Annotated in this window: 12 protein-coding genes, 1 pseudogene and 2 riboswitches; of the genes and pseudogenes, 3 read left to right on the forward strand and 10 right to left on the reverse strand. The window is 63.1% G+C overall.

Annotation, left to right across the window (positions count from 1 at the left end; translation table 11 throughout):
• Positions 1-169: 169 nt before the first annotated feature.
• Complete coding sequence (locus AC3IR9_RS18475) at positions 170-790, reverse strand: glutathione S-transferase family protein (RefSeq protein WP_489292566.1); 621 nt, start codon at positions 788-790, stop codon at positions 170-172.
• Between the two features lie 103 nt (positions 791-893).
• Between AC3IR9_RS18475 and AC3IR9_RS18480 the strand changes: the two genes are divergently transcribed.
• Positions 894-1082 carry a hypothetical protein gene (locus tag AC3IR9_RS18480; protein WP_489292567.1) on the forward strand — a complete coding sequence of 63 codons (189 nt, stop codon included), beginning with the start codon at positions 894-896 and terminating at the stop codon, positions 1080-1082.
• On the opposite strand, the gene AC3IR9_RS18485 is transcribed toward AC3IR9_RS18480, so the two are convergent.
• On the reverse strand, positions 1065-1856 hold the full coding sequence (locus AC3IR9_RS18485) for an NYN domain-containing protein (protein ID WP_489292569.1): 792 nt from the start codon (positions 1854-1856) through the stop codon (positions 1065-1067). The genes AC3IR9_RS18480 and AC3IR9_RS18485 overlap by 18 nt on opposite strands.
• 162 nt (positions 1857-2018) lie before the next feature.
• On the opposite strand from AC3IR9_RS18485, the gene AC3IR9_RS18490 reads away from it, so the two are divergent.
• Positions 2019-3323, forward strand: coding sequence for an NAD(P)/FAD-dependent oxidoreductase (locus AC3IR9_RS18490; RefSeq protein ID WP_489292570.1), 1305 nt, complete (start codon positions 2019-2021; stop codon positions 3321-3323).
• 102 nt (positions 3324-3425) lie between these two features.
• On the opposite strand, the gene AC3IR9_RS18495 is transcribed toward AC3IR9_RS18490, so the two are convergent.
• From AC3IR9_RS18495 to AC3IR9_RS18530, 8 genes and pseudogenes are all read right to left on the reverse strand, one after another.
• Positions 3426-3923 (reverse strand): DUF6708 domain-containing protein, encoded by a 498-nt coding sequence (locus AC3IR9_RS18495; RefSeq protein ID WP_489295899.1) that lies wholly within the window; start codon positions 3921-3923, stop codon positions 3426-3428.
• Positions 3826-4149 carry a hypothetical protein gene (locus AC3IR9_RS18500; protein ID WP_489295951.1) on the reverse strand — a complete coding sequence of 108 codons (324 nt, stop codon included), beginning with the start codon at positions 4147-4149 and terminating at the stop codon, positions 3826-3828. The genes AC3IR9_RS18495 and AC3IR9_RS18500 overlap by 98 nt, the downstream gene beginning before the upstream one ends.
• A gap of 237 nt (positions 4150-4386) precedes the next feature.
• Positions 4387-5169, reverse strand: a complete 783-nt coding sequence (locus AC3IR9_RS18505) for a DUF6708 domain-containing protein (protein ID WP_489292572.1) — start codon at positions 5167-5169, stop codon at positions 4387-4389.
• Between the two features lie 4 nt (positions 5170-5173).
• Positions 5174-8668 carry a T6SS effector BTH_I2691 family protein gene (locus tag AC3IR9_RS18510; protein ID WP_489292574.1) on the reverse strand — a complete coding sequence of 1165 codons (3495 nt, stop codon included), beginning with the start codon at positions 8666-8668 and terminating at the stop codon, positions 5174-5176.
• A complete protein-coding gene (locus AC3IR9_RS18515) occupies positions 8668-9639 on the reverse strand; it encodes a hypothetical protein (protein WP_489292576.1) in 972 nt (323 codons plus the stop codon). Before AC3IR9_RS18515 ends, AC3IR9_RS18510 begins: the two co-directional genes overlap by 1 nt.
• A complete protein-coding gene (locus AC3IR9_RS18520; protein ID WP_489292578.1) occupies positions 9636-12359 on the reverse strand; it encodes a type VI secretion system Vgr family protein in 2724 nt (907 codons plus the stop codon). The genes AC3IR9_RS18515 and AC3IR9_RS18520 overlap by 4 nt, the downstream gene beginning before the upstream one ends.
• Before the next feature lie 398 nt (positions 12360-12757).
• Positions 12758-13020: pseudogene (locus tag AC3IR9_RS18525) on the reverse strand (nuclear transport factor 2 family protein); the annotation flags it as partial.
• Between the two features lie 40 nt (positions 13021-13060).
• Positions 13061-13330, reverse strand: coding sequence for a GIY-YIG nuclease family protein (locus tag AC3IR9_RS18530; protein ID WP_489292579.1), 270 nt, complete (start codon positions 13328-13330; stop codon positions 13061-13063).
• A gap of 44 nt (positions 13331-13374) precedes the next feature.
• Positions 13375-13457, forward strand: a riboswitch (glycine riboswitch).
• Between the two features lie 20 nt (positions 13458-13477).
• Positions 13478-13568: riboswitch (glycine riboswitch) on the forward strand.
• Between the two features lie 91 nt (positions 13569-13659).
• On the opposite strand from AC3IR9_RS18530, the gene AC3IR9_RS18535 reads away from it, so the two are divergent.
• Entirely contained in the window at positions 13660-14277 is a 618-nt protein-coding gene (locus AC3IR9_RS18535) for a trimeric intracellular cation channel family protein (protein WP_489292580.1), read from the forward strand.
• Positions 14278-14489: the final 212 nt, after the last annotated feature.

The raw sequence follows: 14489 nt of genomic DNA on the forward strand, positions 1-14489 counted from the left end.
GCAATCCTCGGTGCGTGCCGACCGTGCACGCGGCAACCCTCGGTGGGTGCCGACCGTGCACGCGGCAACCCTCGGTGCGTGCCGACCGTGCACGCGGCAACCCTCGGTGCGTGCCGACCGTGCACGCGGCAACCACCGGTAGGTGCCGACCGTTGGTCGGCACGGTGTTTCAGGTCAATGCAGTCATCACACCGCGCTGGTACGCCGGGCGCTGTTTCAGGCGCTCGTACCACGCGGCCACGTGCGGCAGTGCCGGCCGCTGGATCGGCATCTCGAACCAGGCATAGATGAACGCGCCAAGCGGAATATCCCCCATCGCGAACTGCTCGCCGGACAGGTACGGTTGCGTTGCCAGGATCTGTTCGGCCATGCCCAGCAATTCGCCCGAGCGCACCAGTGCGGCAGCGATGCGCGCTTCATCGCGATCGGCCGGCGCGGTCCGCAGCGTGCCCCAGAACAGGTCGCGGAACGCAGGCGAAAAACTCGCCGTGGTCCAGTCCATCCACTTCTCCGACTGCGCGCGCGCCACCACGTCTTCCGGATACAGCGTGCCCAGCGCATAGCGCGCGGACAGGTAGCGCACGATGGTGTTGGATTCCCACAGCGGCAGGCCATGGTCTTCAATGACCGGCACCAGGCCGTTGGGATTCATTGCGCGGTACTCGGCCGACTGGGTGCCGCCGAACGCGCCGCCGACCTGGATCGACTCATAGGGCCCACCGAGTTCTTCGGCACACCACAGCACCTTGCGCACGTTGCTGGAATTGTGTCGGCCCCAGATCTTCAGCATGGTGGATGCTCCCTTTGCGGTAGGTAGTGGCGGCACGGCGCCGCACGATGCCGCTACGATACGCCGATAGACCGCGTCGCGGTCCCTGCTGCGAGGAAAAGGAATGTCCTTCTACGTACTCAATATCGTGCTGCTAGGTGCCGGCCTGGGCCTGCTTGTGCTGGGGTATCGCCGCAACCGGCGCAACCTGATGCTGGTCGCCGCACTGTGCCTGCTGCTCACCGGTGCCGTGGAAGACTTCTCGCAGGGCGTCATGGCTGGCTGGCGCGGCAGCTCAGCCCGCACCCTGTGAGCCCGACGGCGTTGCTTTGGTGGGCTTGGCAACGCCCTTCTTCGGCAGCGCGCGCACATAGGTCGACTTGCCTTCCTTTTTCATCTCGAACAACCCGGTGGCAGCGAGCAGCTCACTGAGCTTGTTGTAGCCGTAGTTGCGCGAATCGAACGAGGCCTGGTTGCCGATCTGGCTGCCCACCGGGCCCAGGTGCGACCAGCCATCTTCGGCCTCGGCCGACGCCACCGCACGGCGCAGCATCTGCACCAGCCGGGTGTCGTTGCGCAGCTCCGGCCCGTTCTTGCGCGGGCGGGTTTCCTCGTTGTCCTGTTCCACTTCCTGGTCGGCCGCATGTACCTGGCCCAGCGCTTCGATATAGGTGAACTTCGAGCACGCGTTGACGAAGGGTTCGGGCGTTTTCTTCTCGCCAAAGCCATACACCTTCACCCCATCGGTGAGCAGGCGCATCACCAGTGGGGTGAAATCGGCATCGCTGGATACGATCGCGAAACCATCCAGGTTGCGCGCGTACAGCATGTCCATCGCATCGATCACCATCGCCATGTCCGAGGCGTTCTTGCCGCGGCTGTAGGCGAACTGCTGGATCGGGCGGATCGCGTACTCGTGCAGCACCGACTCCCAGCCTTTCAGCCGCGGGCTTTTCCAGTTGCCGTAGGCACGGCGCACGTTGGCCACGCCGTAGCGTGCCACTTCGGCCAGCACCGCATCGATCTTGGAGGACGGCGCGTTGTCGGCATCGATCAACAGGGCGATGCGCTTTTCCGGTTCGGTCATGTCAGTCTCCTGCTCGGGATCGGCTCGGCCGCCGGCAAGCGCGACGGCCCCTGAACCCAGTATCTGTCATCCCCGTGAATATCCGGCTTCACGTGCGACGATGTGACGCGTCGACCCTATCCCCTGGGACCGGAAGGCCGGTCCCCGCCAAGGAGCCCCTGCATGACCCGCGATCCCCTGCCCCACCTGGTCATCATCGGTGGTGGTTTCGCCGGCCTCTGGGCCACCCGTGCGCTGGCCCGCGCACGTCTCCGCATCACCCTGGTGGACCGCCGCAACCACCACCTGTTCCAGCCGCTGCTGTACCAGGTGGCCACCGCCGGCCTGTCCGCGCCGGACATCGCCGCGCCGCTGCGCCACATCCTGGGCGACCAGCGCAATGTGGAGGTGCGGCTTGGCGAAGTGATCGCCATCGACAAGGACGCCAGCCAGATCACCTTTGCCGACGGCAGCGCGCTGGGCTACGACACGCTGATGCTGTGCACCGGTGCCACCCACGCCTACTTCGGCAACGACCAATGGGCTGCCGATGCGCCCGGTCTGAAGACCCTGGACGATGCCATTGCACTGCGCCGCAAGCTGCTGCTCGCCTTCGAGCGCGCCGAGGCCGAACCGGACCCGGCGCGCAAGGCGGCGTGGCTGAGTTTCGCGGTGGTTGGCGGCGGCCCGACCGGCGTCGAGCTGGCCGGCACGCTGGCCGAGATCGCGCGGCACACGCTGCGCAATGAGTTCCGCCATATCGACCCGGCCAGCGCCAAGGTGCGGCTGGTGGAAGCCGGCCCGCGCGTGTTGTCGACCTTCCCCGAGGTGCTGTCGCTGAAAGCGCGCCGCCAGCTGGAAAAACTGGGTGTGGAAGTGCTCACCGGCACCCCGGTCAGCAACATCAACGGCGACGGTTTCCAACTGGGCGACCAGTTCGTGCCCGCACGCACCGTTGTCTGGGCTGCCGGTGTCGCCGCCTCACCGCTGGCGCGCACGTTGGACGTGCCGCTGGATCGCGCCGGGCGCGTGCCGGTGCAGCCGGACCTCACCGTGGAGGGCCACCCGGAGATCTTCGTGGCCGGCGACCTGGCATCGCTGCAGCAGGCCGACGGCAAGCCGGTCCCCGGCGTGGCGCCGGCGGCCAAACAGATGGGCAAGCAGGTGGCCGCGATCATCCGTGCGCGGCTGGACAACAAACCCGCGCCGGGCCCGTTCAAGTACCAGGACTTCGGCAACCTGGCCACGATCGGGCGCATGGCCGCGATCGTGCACCTGGGCCGGCTGCAGCTGTCCGGCGTGCTGGCCTGGTGGTTCTGGCTGGCCGCGCACGTGTTCTTCCTGATCGGCTTCCGCAACCGCATGGTGGTGCTGCTGAACTGGGCGGTGGCGTACTGGAGCTACCAGCGCAGTGCGCGGATTATTTTTGGCGATGACCAGGAAGATCGGCGGGCGAAGGTGGTGGTGGAGCCGCCCCGGGAGCCGTAGCGGGCGCTGCGCCGGGGTGAAGCGCATTGCCGCATGCGGATCCCGCTCACCGGCGCCTACTGAGGTGATCTTTGTTTGCAAGCCGGAGTGCTTGCGAACAGATCACGCGGGCTCCTTGGCATAGCCCGGAAACTCCGGAACTCTATTGAGATCGGTGTTTCTCATGTCGATGGAGCTTTCAATGGCTGGGCCGCCTCGATCCATGTAGCAACAGATGTGCTCCCACAGCGCCACTTGCGATATGTCGATCCCAATGCAGTGCGTGCCTATCTCGACGATATCCACGACCAGATCCGGCTCATTGTCGTCAATGAACAGGAGCGTCAGTACACAGCTGACTGTAGCGATGTCCGCGCCCATTGCGTGCGCGAATTTATACACTCTGGCGTGTACCTGGTTGTCCCACGAGAACTCTCTGGCATCGCCATGGGTGGCTTCGCGCCAGAAGCGGAAGAAGCCTCCACGTATCAGAGGACGGTAGATCACTACGCGTCTTTTTCGGTCAAACAAGACCGGGTCGTCGGCTGACTGCTTGTAGAACGAACGCTTCTGGACCATGAAAAAGCAGAACAATATGTAAGCCCAAGCCATGGATAGCATCGCCAGCCAGCCCCCCCCCCGAAATAGCAAAATCCACAGACGCAATCAAGAATGTCATTCCAATCACTCCAATCGAGATAAGCCAGAAAGATGCATTTCCTTTCCCGGAAACGAATTCTCCTCGCGGACTTCCCAACTCGAACGCATTTTCATGGCATCTCAGCACCGAATTGAAAGCTCGTTGCTTCCGATCACTTGAAAACCCACCAACTTTGGGCAGATCCATGAAGGACCTGCGTCTAGCGTGCGCATTGACCTTGAGCAGTGCTTCACTGAATCTAAGTTCCGCAGGACTGCTCGCACCAGTCATTGATATCTACCTTGAGCGAAATTGTTCGCCGCGTCTTCGCGGTCCAAATCACTGCGCCACTTGGTGATACGCAGGCATGGCAAGTTTGAGCGGCGGCGATCATCGGACTGAGGGCGATTCGCGAAGCTCCGCGCTCGTGGGCATTCCAGCCTCCTACTCATAGCCTGGAAACACCGAAACTCTATTGAGATCGGTATTCCTCATGTCGATGGGGCTTTCGATCGCAGGGCCGCCTCGATCCATGTAGCAACAGATGTGCTCCCACAGTGCCACCTGAGATACGTCGATGCCGATGGAGTGCGTGCCTATCTCGACGATGTCCACGACGAGATCCGGCTCGTTGTCGTCGATGAACAGGAGCGTCAGTACACAGCTGACTGTAGCCAGATCCGCGCCTAGCGCATGCGCGAATCGATACACCCTGGCATGCACCTGGCTGTCCCATGAAAACTCTCTGGCATCGCCATGGCTGGCCTGGCGCCAGAAGCGGAAGAAGCCTCCGCGTATCAGAGGGCGGTAGACCACGATGCGTCTTTTTCGATCAAACAGGACCGGGTCGTCGACTGGCTGCTTGTAGAATGCGCGGCGCTGGACCATGAACAGACAGAACAAGACGTAGGTGCATGCCAGATACGGAACCGAGAACCAGAAACCACCCAAGAATATTAGGTAAGCAAACTGACCAAATGAGAATAAACACATCAATGCTATCAACGTTAGCCAGAAGGATGCATTTCCTCTTCCAGACACGAAGTCGCCGCGGGGACTACCTATCTCAATCGCATCCACATGGCATTTGAGAACTGAATTAAAAGCTCGACCCTTCCGACCACTTGAGAATCCGCCAGCGTTGGGCAGGCCTCTGTAACCATGACGTTTTGCGTGCGCGTTGACTTTTAGAAGGACCTCACTTAATCGCAGCTCTTCCAGCGGCATCGAACTAGTCATTTACGGTCACCTCAAACTCGACCGCATCGCCCTCGAAATCATGTTCATTCGATCTGTCATTGATGCACACCAAGAGCCAGGGAGCATCGAACTGTTCCCGCTTGGCAAAAGATACTTGATCGGCCTCAAAGACTCCGTTCTGTACTGCAGTCTTGCCTTCCGTCACGACCTCACTCGACCTCACAACTGCGTTTGGATAGATGCGACTGAATGCACCACGGGCACCTGCGGTGGAGTATTCGCCGATGACCACGGCCTTTCGATCTTCATCCTTCGCCAACACAGCTATATAGATGGACATTCTTTCCATCAGATCGGCCGGCGCGCGCACCCTGAACCAGATGTCCCTGTTGCCTCCGCGCCATTCCGACGAACCGTCCAGCCAGTCCTTGACCGTTTGCCACAGATATCCAAGGGGCATGAGCGTTATGACTGATCCACCACCAGGAAGATTTGAAAGCGATCCCCACCGATGGGCGAACTCGATCTGCACGCCGGCACGGATCATATCGAGTTTGACCTGCTCTGCCTCCAAGCTTTTAAAGGCATCATCTGCGCGCCCCCAGCGGCTGCGTGCAACCCACTCCTGCAAGGGAGTGTCCTTGATTGAGTAGTAGAGGAAGGTAAGTCCCACGCCGATCAACACCAGTATTAGTCCCCATCCCGTCATGCTTAGTCCAAGGACTGTCATTGATGACCCTGATGCGACGAGTATCGTCGCGAAGCCAGCTCCAACGAGCGTTACGGACTGAGCAAGGAGTGCGGACGCTCCATACCAGTCATCTCTTCTTTTATGAGAGATGGCTTTGGAGAACGCAATTGATGCGTCAACGAACGATGCTGCCGCGATCGCTTTCCCGGCAACTAGCTTGAGAGCGTTTCGACGCGAGATCAGCCCGGCGTTGTTAGCCACCACCGCCCCGACACCCAGCAACGCTCCCCCCAACGCCAGCGCCCCCGTCAGCATCCCCGCAGACGCCTCTGCCCGCTCCTGAGCCGTGCCGTTCCGGAACTGCTCCATGTTCTTGACTATCGAAAGAATGGCAAGCACGCCCCCAGCAGACGAAAGCAACGTTCCGCTGTTGAACGCTATGCGCGCCACGTCCCTCGAAAAGGTGGTCAGCCGACTGGACGAGATCCTTCCTGCCATCTGCCCCGTCCAGCCCTGGATGGAGGTGGATAGAATCTGATAGTCGTAGGTCCTCACCCTCGCCGAGTAGCCGGGCCCGACCTTTTCAGACCGTAGCGCCTGCGCTTCTGCCCATGCCTGGGATTGCAGCGCCTTGTTGTCGACCCACATGTACACGTCAACCAGCTTCTGGCCAGCACCAGTCTTGTTGGCCACCTGCAGCAACGAGCCGATGCTGACAGATCCGGTCGTCGCCGAACCTGCCGTCGCGGTATACGACCCGTGCTTGCGGTAGTGAATGAGCGCGTCGCGGGTGCGATGCATCATGTTCTCCCACAGTTTGGCAGCGCCCGACAGCGGCACTTCAAACCGGATCAGTGAGACATTGGCCGCGCGTCCAGCCGCCGCACTCACTGCGACGGTGAGCCCCATCGTTGCGTTGAGCGCGTTGAGGCTAAGCCGGCCGCCGTGGTACAGCAGGACGGTGGCACCTCCGATGACGGGCAGCAGGGCTTCAACGTAGCCGCTGGCAAGCACTTTCAGAATCGGCAGGGACCGGTTTCCAACACGTATCAACCTTGAAGAACTCCCGCGCGACGCCTCGTCCTCCAAGGCCTTGAAAACACTCCCGATCATGCTGAACTTTGTTTTTTTATTCTCCAGCCACTCGTCGAACAGGGTGCGCTGATTACCAAGCAGTGCGCGCAGGAGTATGTTCCCGCGATCGCTGGGATCGTCAGTGAGGTACTTCGCGTACCAAGCGATGCCCAGACCATGCGTGTCCAGGCTTGCAGACGAAGGGGCGCCATCGCCATCGCCATCGCTGGAGGATGCCGGCGCCTCCATCGTGCCGGTCATGTGGCCACCATGGCATACCAGTGCCACGGCCTTCATGTAGAAGACGCCCTGCCACGCGCACCCTTCGTCGAAGTCGTTTTCCATCACCAGTTTGAGCGCGGCCGAGTTCATCCATGCCAGGTAGTCCCCCTCCATGGCCAGAAGCCCGCGTTGATCCACCTGCATGTTTGAGTGAATCTGCGCGACATACTCCTGCCAGCCATGCTTGGCACCGCCCTGCTTCAACTTTTTTCTGAGCCCTGCGGATGCCGCCTCAATCTCGCCGGTTATCTCGCTGGCATCCGGAACAACGATGGTTCCGTGCTGGTGGTCCTGCGCATTTGCCGTGGCCAGCTGCCCGGGCACGAAGCGCGCATCGGCCGGTATTTTTCCGTCCTCGCGCAGGGACTGATAGCCAGTATCACTCGCCTTGAAGTTCTGATACGCGTAGTAGCCTGCGTCTTCGTATTCTTTGATCTTCTGCGGGCCATACTGCTTGACGGCCAACAGCAGTGCCTGGATGTTGAGTGCCGACTTGAACATCCAGTCGGCCTCCGCAGCGTCTCCGTCGGCTTGATCCAGGCAATACGCACGTACCTTGTCGAAGTGCGTCGAACGCAGCACGGCACCTTCGTGCGTGGCCGCAATCGCGTCAGCAAGGGCGACGATCAGGCCCTTCGGGTCAGCTTTGGAGCCGCAACGCGTTACGGCGATTTTTCGCGCCTCGATCAGTACGTCGACGGGATCTTCCGGGTGCACGATCACCTGCGGGGGCGTGTCGTTTCTGCGGGCGGGCGGCACCTTGCCGTCGGCATGGTAGCGCGCCGGGCGGCGAGGGAAAGGGTTGCCTTTCAGGACATCTGCCGAGGGGCTCGCTGAATAGTCATATACCAGTTCGGCCATCGCCGACTCGGTGAGCGGCGCGGTTCCCTGGTTGTTGCCGCGCCTGAGATCAACCGCCGTCATCCGCGCGGCTCGCTTCCCTGCGTCTCCCGCGTAGCGCTTGAGCGTCTCCTCGCTCCAGGGGCCGTCGGAGAAAGCGAGCCAGACTTTCTCCACCTTATCGGGGTTGGGGACTGCGTAGAGCATGGCCGCCGCATAGCCATCCCGCCGTTGACAGGAGAACTGTGGTACGTCGTCGGTGCACACAATGCGCAACTGATTGATGGGCGACGGAGTCAGATAGCCACCCTCGTCCACCAGGCAGAGGTGCCAGCCAGCCTGGGATGCAATCTCGGGCGTCGGCGCGGTTTCGTAGTAGGCATACAGATAGCCCTCGCGAAGCACGCGCAAGGTGTAGCCGAGGTAGCTGAGCGGCGGTGCAGCGACGGCGTCGGCGAACAGCTTCACATTGCCAATGCTGGCACCATGCGCCTTGCTTGCAAGCCCGACACGGGTGAGGAGCAGCGGGAGCCCCTGCTTGTTGCAGGATGGGCATCCGCCCGTGGCACACGCCGGTGTGGTACTGGCAGCCTGGGTGGCTACGCTGCCGTAGGAGGTGGGTTCTTCGCTACCGGACATCAGCTCATCTTCATGCGTTGGACCTGGTGCGCCGCAGGGAGAGGCGAACCGCTGAGTAGGTCATGTCTGATCCGATCCCAGCCAGCAGGGTCTTCGATACGACCCAGTTCAATGGCCAACGGTGCTCCCGTTGTTATCGCTCCTTGGACACGGCGGCAGACGTCCGGGTGCCGCGCCAAGCGCGGATGGAGTTGATGGATGTAGGCCGCCAGGAGCACCAGATCACTGCGATCGACAAGTCCCAGCACCAACCCATCGGCAGCGGCATGTGCGGCATTGCTCAGATAGTCCGTCGGCAGCGCGGGGTTGATCCTGCACCAGCTGCGCAGGATGTCCTGGATCAATCCGCACTGATTGAGTGTGTCCCACTGCGGGTTGGTCATGCTTAGCCCCATTCGGGGGATCCCGGACTCGTTCAGCGGTGCTGCGACGTGCTCGATCAGCTCACCGCAGCGGCTCAGCGTTGCCCATACATCAATGCCCGAGAGAAAATAGCGCTGCTGTGTCTCATCCAGATGCCGATATCCCCACTCGAGCACGCGACGATCATGCCAGCGCACCAGCCGGCCATCTTGGCGCAGTCCGGCTCGCTGCATCCGCCATGCAATCTGTTTGGCCAGCGCCTGACCTGGTTGGTTGGTGAAGATCCAGCCGCCGACCGCGAAGCCCGATAGCGCTTCTTGATCGGGGTCGCGCTGCTCATCGAACGCTACCTGGACCGTATGCTGGATCAGGTCGGCATCCTGGGCCGCAAGGTGCGCCAGGATCGGACGGCAGCCGGGTCGGGTATAGGTGGGGTGAGTGAGGTTGATTTCAGTCATCGGCCGACAGCGGACTGACAGCTGCTGATGATCGATGGCAGACGGGTGCAGACGATCAATCAACACCCAAAGGTGTGAGGTTTGCTCGGCCGCGCGTTCGGCTAGCTGGCGATGTACGCGCTCGACAGCGCGCTGTTGGTCTGCGCTCATGTCAGTACTCCGGTGCCGCCTGCTACCGCTGCGTCATTCTTGGTGGGGCACGCTTTGAGCTCACCTTGCGGCTGCTCGACGTCACTTGAACTGGTGTCCGGGTCTGTCCATTCCCGTTGGGTGCCTTTGAACTCCAGCTTTCCCGGTGCGCCCAGTTCGATGTTGTCGCCTTCAATGCGGATGTAAGCCCCGGCGGCAGTCATCAACAGATGCTTGTTCGGTGCCGACAGCACCACATCCGCTTCGGTACTGGCGATCTTGACGTTGGTCTGTGCGGCGAGAATCGCCTGGTTCTGGTGCGCGCGCACACTAACCTTGCCCTGCGCGGCATGGAGCGCGATGCCCTGCTCCAGATTGGGACTGCCCGGCTTGGGCGCGTTGCCTGCGGTGTACAGCACCAACCCTTGCCTGACCGCTAGCGTCAGCGTCCCTTCGCTGAGCCAGTTCAAGGCCACTTCGGCGACCAGCGTGGTATGCGTACCACTCACCCACACCTGGTCGGCCGGGGTCAGGCTCATGACACCAGCCACGCCGCTGCCCATCAGGATGGGGCGGTCCCAGCCCGGCGCTTCACCATCACCGCCGCTGATGCTGCCGGCCACGCTGCCACTCTGGGTGGCCCGCAGGTGTTCCTGCAGCCGCTCAAGACTGCGCTCGGCAGGCGGTTGAGCGCATTCGTCAGGCAGCTGCGCCTGCTGAATTGCTGCAGACTCGTTGAGCGTCTGCAGTAGTTCAGCACTCGCCTCCAACTGCGCCAACGCTTGATTGGCCGCCAACTGCGGCTCGCCCGGCTCGGTGCTCAGCAACAACCCCTTCCCCGCGCGCAATGCCCCAAACGCCTGCGTAGACAGCTCCACCCCAAACCCACGGTCCGCCCCACGCACGTTGTCCTGACCGCCCTTCAAATGCCCCAAGGTCAACGTGGTGGCGTGCTGGGTGGTAGATACCTGCGCACGACCCTGCCCCGGCGTGTCATCCAGCCGCAACTGCTGATAGCCGCCCTGCCCGTCCTGGCTCTCGGCCAGCGCCTGGCTCTTGAAGCCGGTAAACACCGCTGCGTGCTGATTTCCCTCAAACCACGCCGGCGTATTGCCAGTGGTATGGGCCCCGCCATTGGCGACCAGACTGTGCGCCGCATCGGCCTGGCCGCGCCCGTTGTAGACCGCACCCACCACCACCGGGCTATCGATGTCGCCCTCGAAGAACGCCACCAGCACTTCCTGCCCACGCCGAGGCACCAGTACCCCGCCCCAGTTGTCGCCGCCCCACGGGGTCATCACCCGCACCCAGGTCCAGGCGCCGCTGTTGGCCGGCGCGTTGTCATCGCCACTGGGATGAGCAAGGCCGGTGCTGGAATTTGCCCCGCGTTGCCACGTGAACTGCACCTTGATGCGATGGTCGCGGTCAGACAGCAGCGGCTCGCCGTCGCTGACCACGATCGCGCTCAGGGTGCCGGAGATGGACGGGCGTGGATGCAGCCGTGTGCCATCGCCGTCGTCGGTCTGCGGACGATAGACCACGTCGGCCGGAATGGCCACGAAGCAGTTGCCGTAGAACGGGGAGGTGAGGTCAGGGAATGCGCTTGGCACCGACAACCCGCTCAATGCCCCCGGCAGGCTCAATGGGGCCTGCGCGGCGGACCCCAGCTGCTGCTCCAGTGCATCGAACACCTCGGCCTCGAAATTGTTGCGGGCGTGGTGTTGCACCGACAGGCATAGCCAGGCGGCGGCCGGATCCGCTGCAGGATGCTGCCCCAGCTGGAACTGCGCGCCGGCTGCAAGCTGCCGCCACCTGCCCTGCCCGTCAACGGTGTGAGCGCGCACGCGCAGCGCATCCAGATGCTGCTGCGCGCGGCGCTGGCCGCTGGCGTGATCGGGCCAGCCGTCGGGCCCACAGGTATCGATGTCTTCGCCCAGCGCCGGATGGGAGGTCAGGGCTTCGGCGCTGGCCTGGCGCAACTGCAGGGTGCGCGAATCCCAGGTGGTGCGGGTCACCCGCGAGATGCACCAGCGATGGCACAGCGACCAGTGCTGAACGCTGTCGGTGCGCTCGGAGGCATCGGCCCGATGGAAGCGTACCGGTCCCAAATTGCGTGCGCCGTGGTGGTGATCGGCCAGCACCAGCGTGTGCTCGCCGAAGGAACGACTATCGGGCTCACCGCTGTGCTCGAACCAGTAATAGATACCCTCCTCCGCCAACAGGCGCTGCACGAAGGCCAGGTCGGTCTCCTGGTACTGTGTGGTCAGACTGCGTTTGAGGTACAGACTGGGTTGATCGAGATCCCAGCGCCATGCAGGCAGCAACCCGGCGTAATCAGTGAAGACGTTCTCGACGATGTCCACCACGCTGGCGTCGTGAAAAACATAGCTGTCCACGCGCTGGCCAAGGAAGGCCATCCATGGCTGCAGGCGCAATCGGTAGCGGGCAAGGCCGCCGTTGCTGCCAATCCGCTCCGCTGCGGTGATGCGCCCATGGAACGGCCGCAGGCAGCCATCGGCCAGTTCCATCTGCAGCAACGCGGGCTGGCCAATCAAGGGCTCAAGCGCGAGCGCGGCGTCCAGCGACAGTGCGGTGATCGACCACACAAACCCCGCGCCATCGATCTGCTCAACGCCCTGCAGCGTCTCGGCAACCAATACGCCCGTACCCAACGCTGTGTGCAGGAGCAGGAAGCGGTGGGCATCGCCCGCACGCAAGGCCGCCATGAGTGCGGCGATCATCGCGCTGGCCCATTGCGCATACCTGCCAGTGCAGGCGCCGCAACCGCCTGCGCAATGGCGGCGCTACCTGCGCGATGCGCCCGCCACGTGGCACTCCCCGCATGATCGTGGTCGATGGCTCCTGCCCGCCCCTGCATCCGTCCTCTCCCTAACGTACGGGCGGATGGTGCGCTGACCAGCGCCGGGATTTACAGAGGCATTTGCGTCAACGCTGGTGACGCAGATGCATCAAACCCAGCGCTCGCAAGGGCAGGCGGCGTGTTATCAGATCAGAACGAAACCGATAGGAAAACCGCACGTTGCGACGCAGCCCACTATTCCAGCTGCGACAACGGCAGCGCAATCCGCGCCTCCGGGGTTTTCGCACACGGCCGGAGGACGCAACGATCAGCGTGGATCTACACTTGCCCTTTCGGCTTGGCGTACCACGGCGCATTGATGATGATCCACCGCTCACCAAACCTGCCCATGTGGAAATAGTCCACGAACCACGGCGTCTCCAGGCGCACCGAAGCGGCGTTACCGGTGACATCGAGCACCTTGCAGCGGCGGCTCCGTCCGGCGCAGGCCCCATCGGCTCGTCGGGCGTGTCGCCCAGGATCGCGCGCTTGACCAGGTCTGGATGCAGCGAACGCGCCACGCGCGCTGCGTCGCCGTCGAGACCGACGCTGCCACCTTGCCCAGCCGGGCAGCGCCCGGCCCTACGAGGCGCCAGCGGCCTGCAACCACGCCAGCTTGCGCCCGCGCGGCTGGCGCTTGAGCTGCCACTCGGCCTTCGAGGCGGCCGCCCGGTCCGGGTAGGCGCGCATCGCCAGCACCTTCAGTGGCGGATTGGCACGGGTGTACCTGGCGCCCTTGCCGGCCAGATGCGCCTGGAACCGCGCCTCCACGTCATTGCTGATGCCGGCGTAATAGCTGCCGTTGCGGCATTCGAGCAGGTACAGGTACCAGAGGACAGGTTCAGCGGGCATACCGGGATTATCCACCGGACCGGGCCCGGCGGCTGCTAGAATCCGCCCCGGATGCAGGAGAGAGGCGCCGCGCTGGCGCCCGCCGAAGGCGCAGGCTCCCATAATCGCTCAGGCCGGTGGCTCGATACGCCATCAACCATGCATCCGACACGCCGATCTGGAGAGAGGTCTTCAATGACCCGCCGAAGGGGCACGTGGCCTGGCCACTGAACTCTCAGGCAAAAGGACAGCGGGAGCGGCAGCGGGAATCCCACCCTCACGACAGTGCACCGCGCTGGCGTGCGAGGCGCGTGTTTCCGTCCCCGCCTTGCCGTGTCCGGAGCCTCCCCATGCTGCTCTCCCTTATCTATCTCATCGCCATTTCCGCTGAAGCCATGACCGGTGCACTGTCCGCCGGGCGACGGCGCATGGACCTGTTCGGGGTGATCATCATCGCCTGCGTCACCGCGCTCGGGGGTGGCTCGCTGCGCGACATCGTGCTCGGGCATTACCCGCTGGGCTGGGTGAAGCACCCCGAGTACCTGGGCTTCACCATCTGCGCGGCGTTGATCGCCACCTGGGTGGCGCGCTGGATGCACCACTTCCGCCGCACCTTCCTGGTGCTGGATGGCCTGGGGTTGATCGCCTTCACCCTGATCGGCTGCGCGGTCGCGCGCGACGCCGGGCATACGGTGCCGATCGTGCTGATCTCGGGCATGTTGACCGGCGCCTTCGGCGGGGTGCTGCGCGATGTGCTGTGCAACGAGGTGCCGCTGATCTTCCAGAAGGAGTTGTATGCCGTGATCACCCTGCTGACCGGCGCGGCGTACCTGGGGCTGCTGGAACTGGGCGTGTCGCTCAATGCGGCCACGCTGTGGTGCCTGGGCGGTGGTTTCCTGCTGCGGTTGCTGGCCATCCATTTCAAATGGGAAATGCCGAAGTTCGTGTATCGCGACGAGGTGCATTGAAGGCGCAGCACCGTATCGACCAACGGTCGATACCTACCAGGGGGGAGGCCGCCCAATCACGGTAGGTGCCGACCGTTGGTCGGCACACACAGCCATGACCAAGGGCATGCGAGCGTCCGCATCCTCGCGGGGTACCATGGCGGCCCGTCCTCGCCGACGGCATCCAGCCACGCTGCGGCATTGAACCGCCGGCCCCGCCAGACAACCCCACT

The organism is Stenotrophomonas sp. GL_101 (genome assembly GCF_057835675.1).

Excerpts from the sequence above, each read along its gene's own strand:
- AC3IR9_RS18475 (WP_489292566.1), bottom strand. The coding sequence starts at position 790 with ATGCTGAAGATCTGGGGCCGACACAATTCCAGCAACGTGCGCAAGGTG.
- AC3IR9_RS18480 (WP_489292567.1), top strand. The coding sequence starts at position 894 with ATGTCCTTCTACGTACTCAATATCGTGCTGCTAGGTGCCGGCCTGGGC.
- AC3IR9_RS18485 (WP_489292569.1), bottom strand. The coding sequence starts at position 1,856 with ATGACCGAACCGGAAAAGCGCATCGCCCTGTTGATCGATGCCGACAAC.
- AC3IR9_RS18490 (WP_489292570.1), top strand. The coding sequence starts at position 2,019 with ATGACCCGCGATCCCCTGCCCCACCTGGTCATCATCGGTGGTGGTTTC.
- AC3IR9_RS18495 (WP_489295899.1), bottom strand. The coding sequence starts at position 3,923 with ATGCTATCCATGGCTTGGGCTTACATATTGTTCTGCTTTTTCATGGTC.
- AC3IR9_RS18500 (WP_489295951.1), bottom strand. The coding sequence starts at position 4,149 with ATGGATCTGCCCAAAGTTGGTGGGTTTTCAAGTGATCGGAAGCAACGA.
- AC3IR9_RS18505 (WP_489292572.1), bottom strand. The coding sequence starts at position 5,169 with ATGCCGCTGGAAGAGCTGCGATTAAGTGAGGTCCTTCTAAAAGTCAAC.
- AC3IR9_RS18510 (WP_489292574.1), bottom strand. The coding sequence starts at position 8,668 with ATGTCCGGTAGCGAAGAACCCACCTCCTACGGCAGCGTAGCCACCCAG.
- AC3IR9_RS18515 (WP_489292576.1), bottom strand. The coding sequence starts at position 9,639 with ATGAGCGCAGACCAACAGCGCGCTGTCGAGCGCGTACATCGCCAGCTA.
- AC3IR9_RS18520 (WP_489292578.1), bottom strand. The coding sequence starts at position 12,359 with ATGATCGCCGCACTCATGGCGGCCTTGCGTGCGGGCGATGCCCACCGC.
- AC3IR9_RS18530 (WP_489292579.1), bottom strand. The coding sequence starts at position 13,330 with ATGCCCGCTGAACCTGTCCTCTGGTACCTGTACCTGCTCGAATGCCGC.
- AC3IR9_RS18535 (WP_489292580.1), top strand. The coding sequence starts at position 13,660 with ATGCTGCTCTCCCTTATCTATCTCATCGCCATTTCCGCTGAAGCCATG.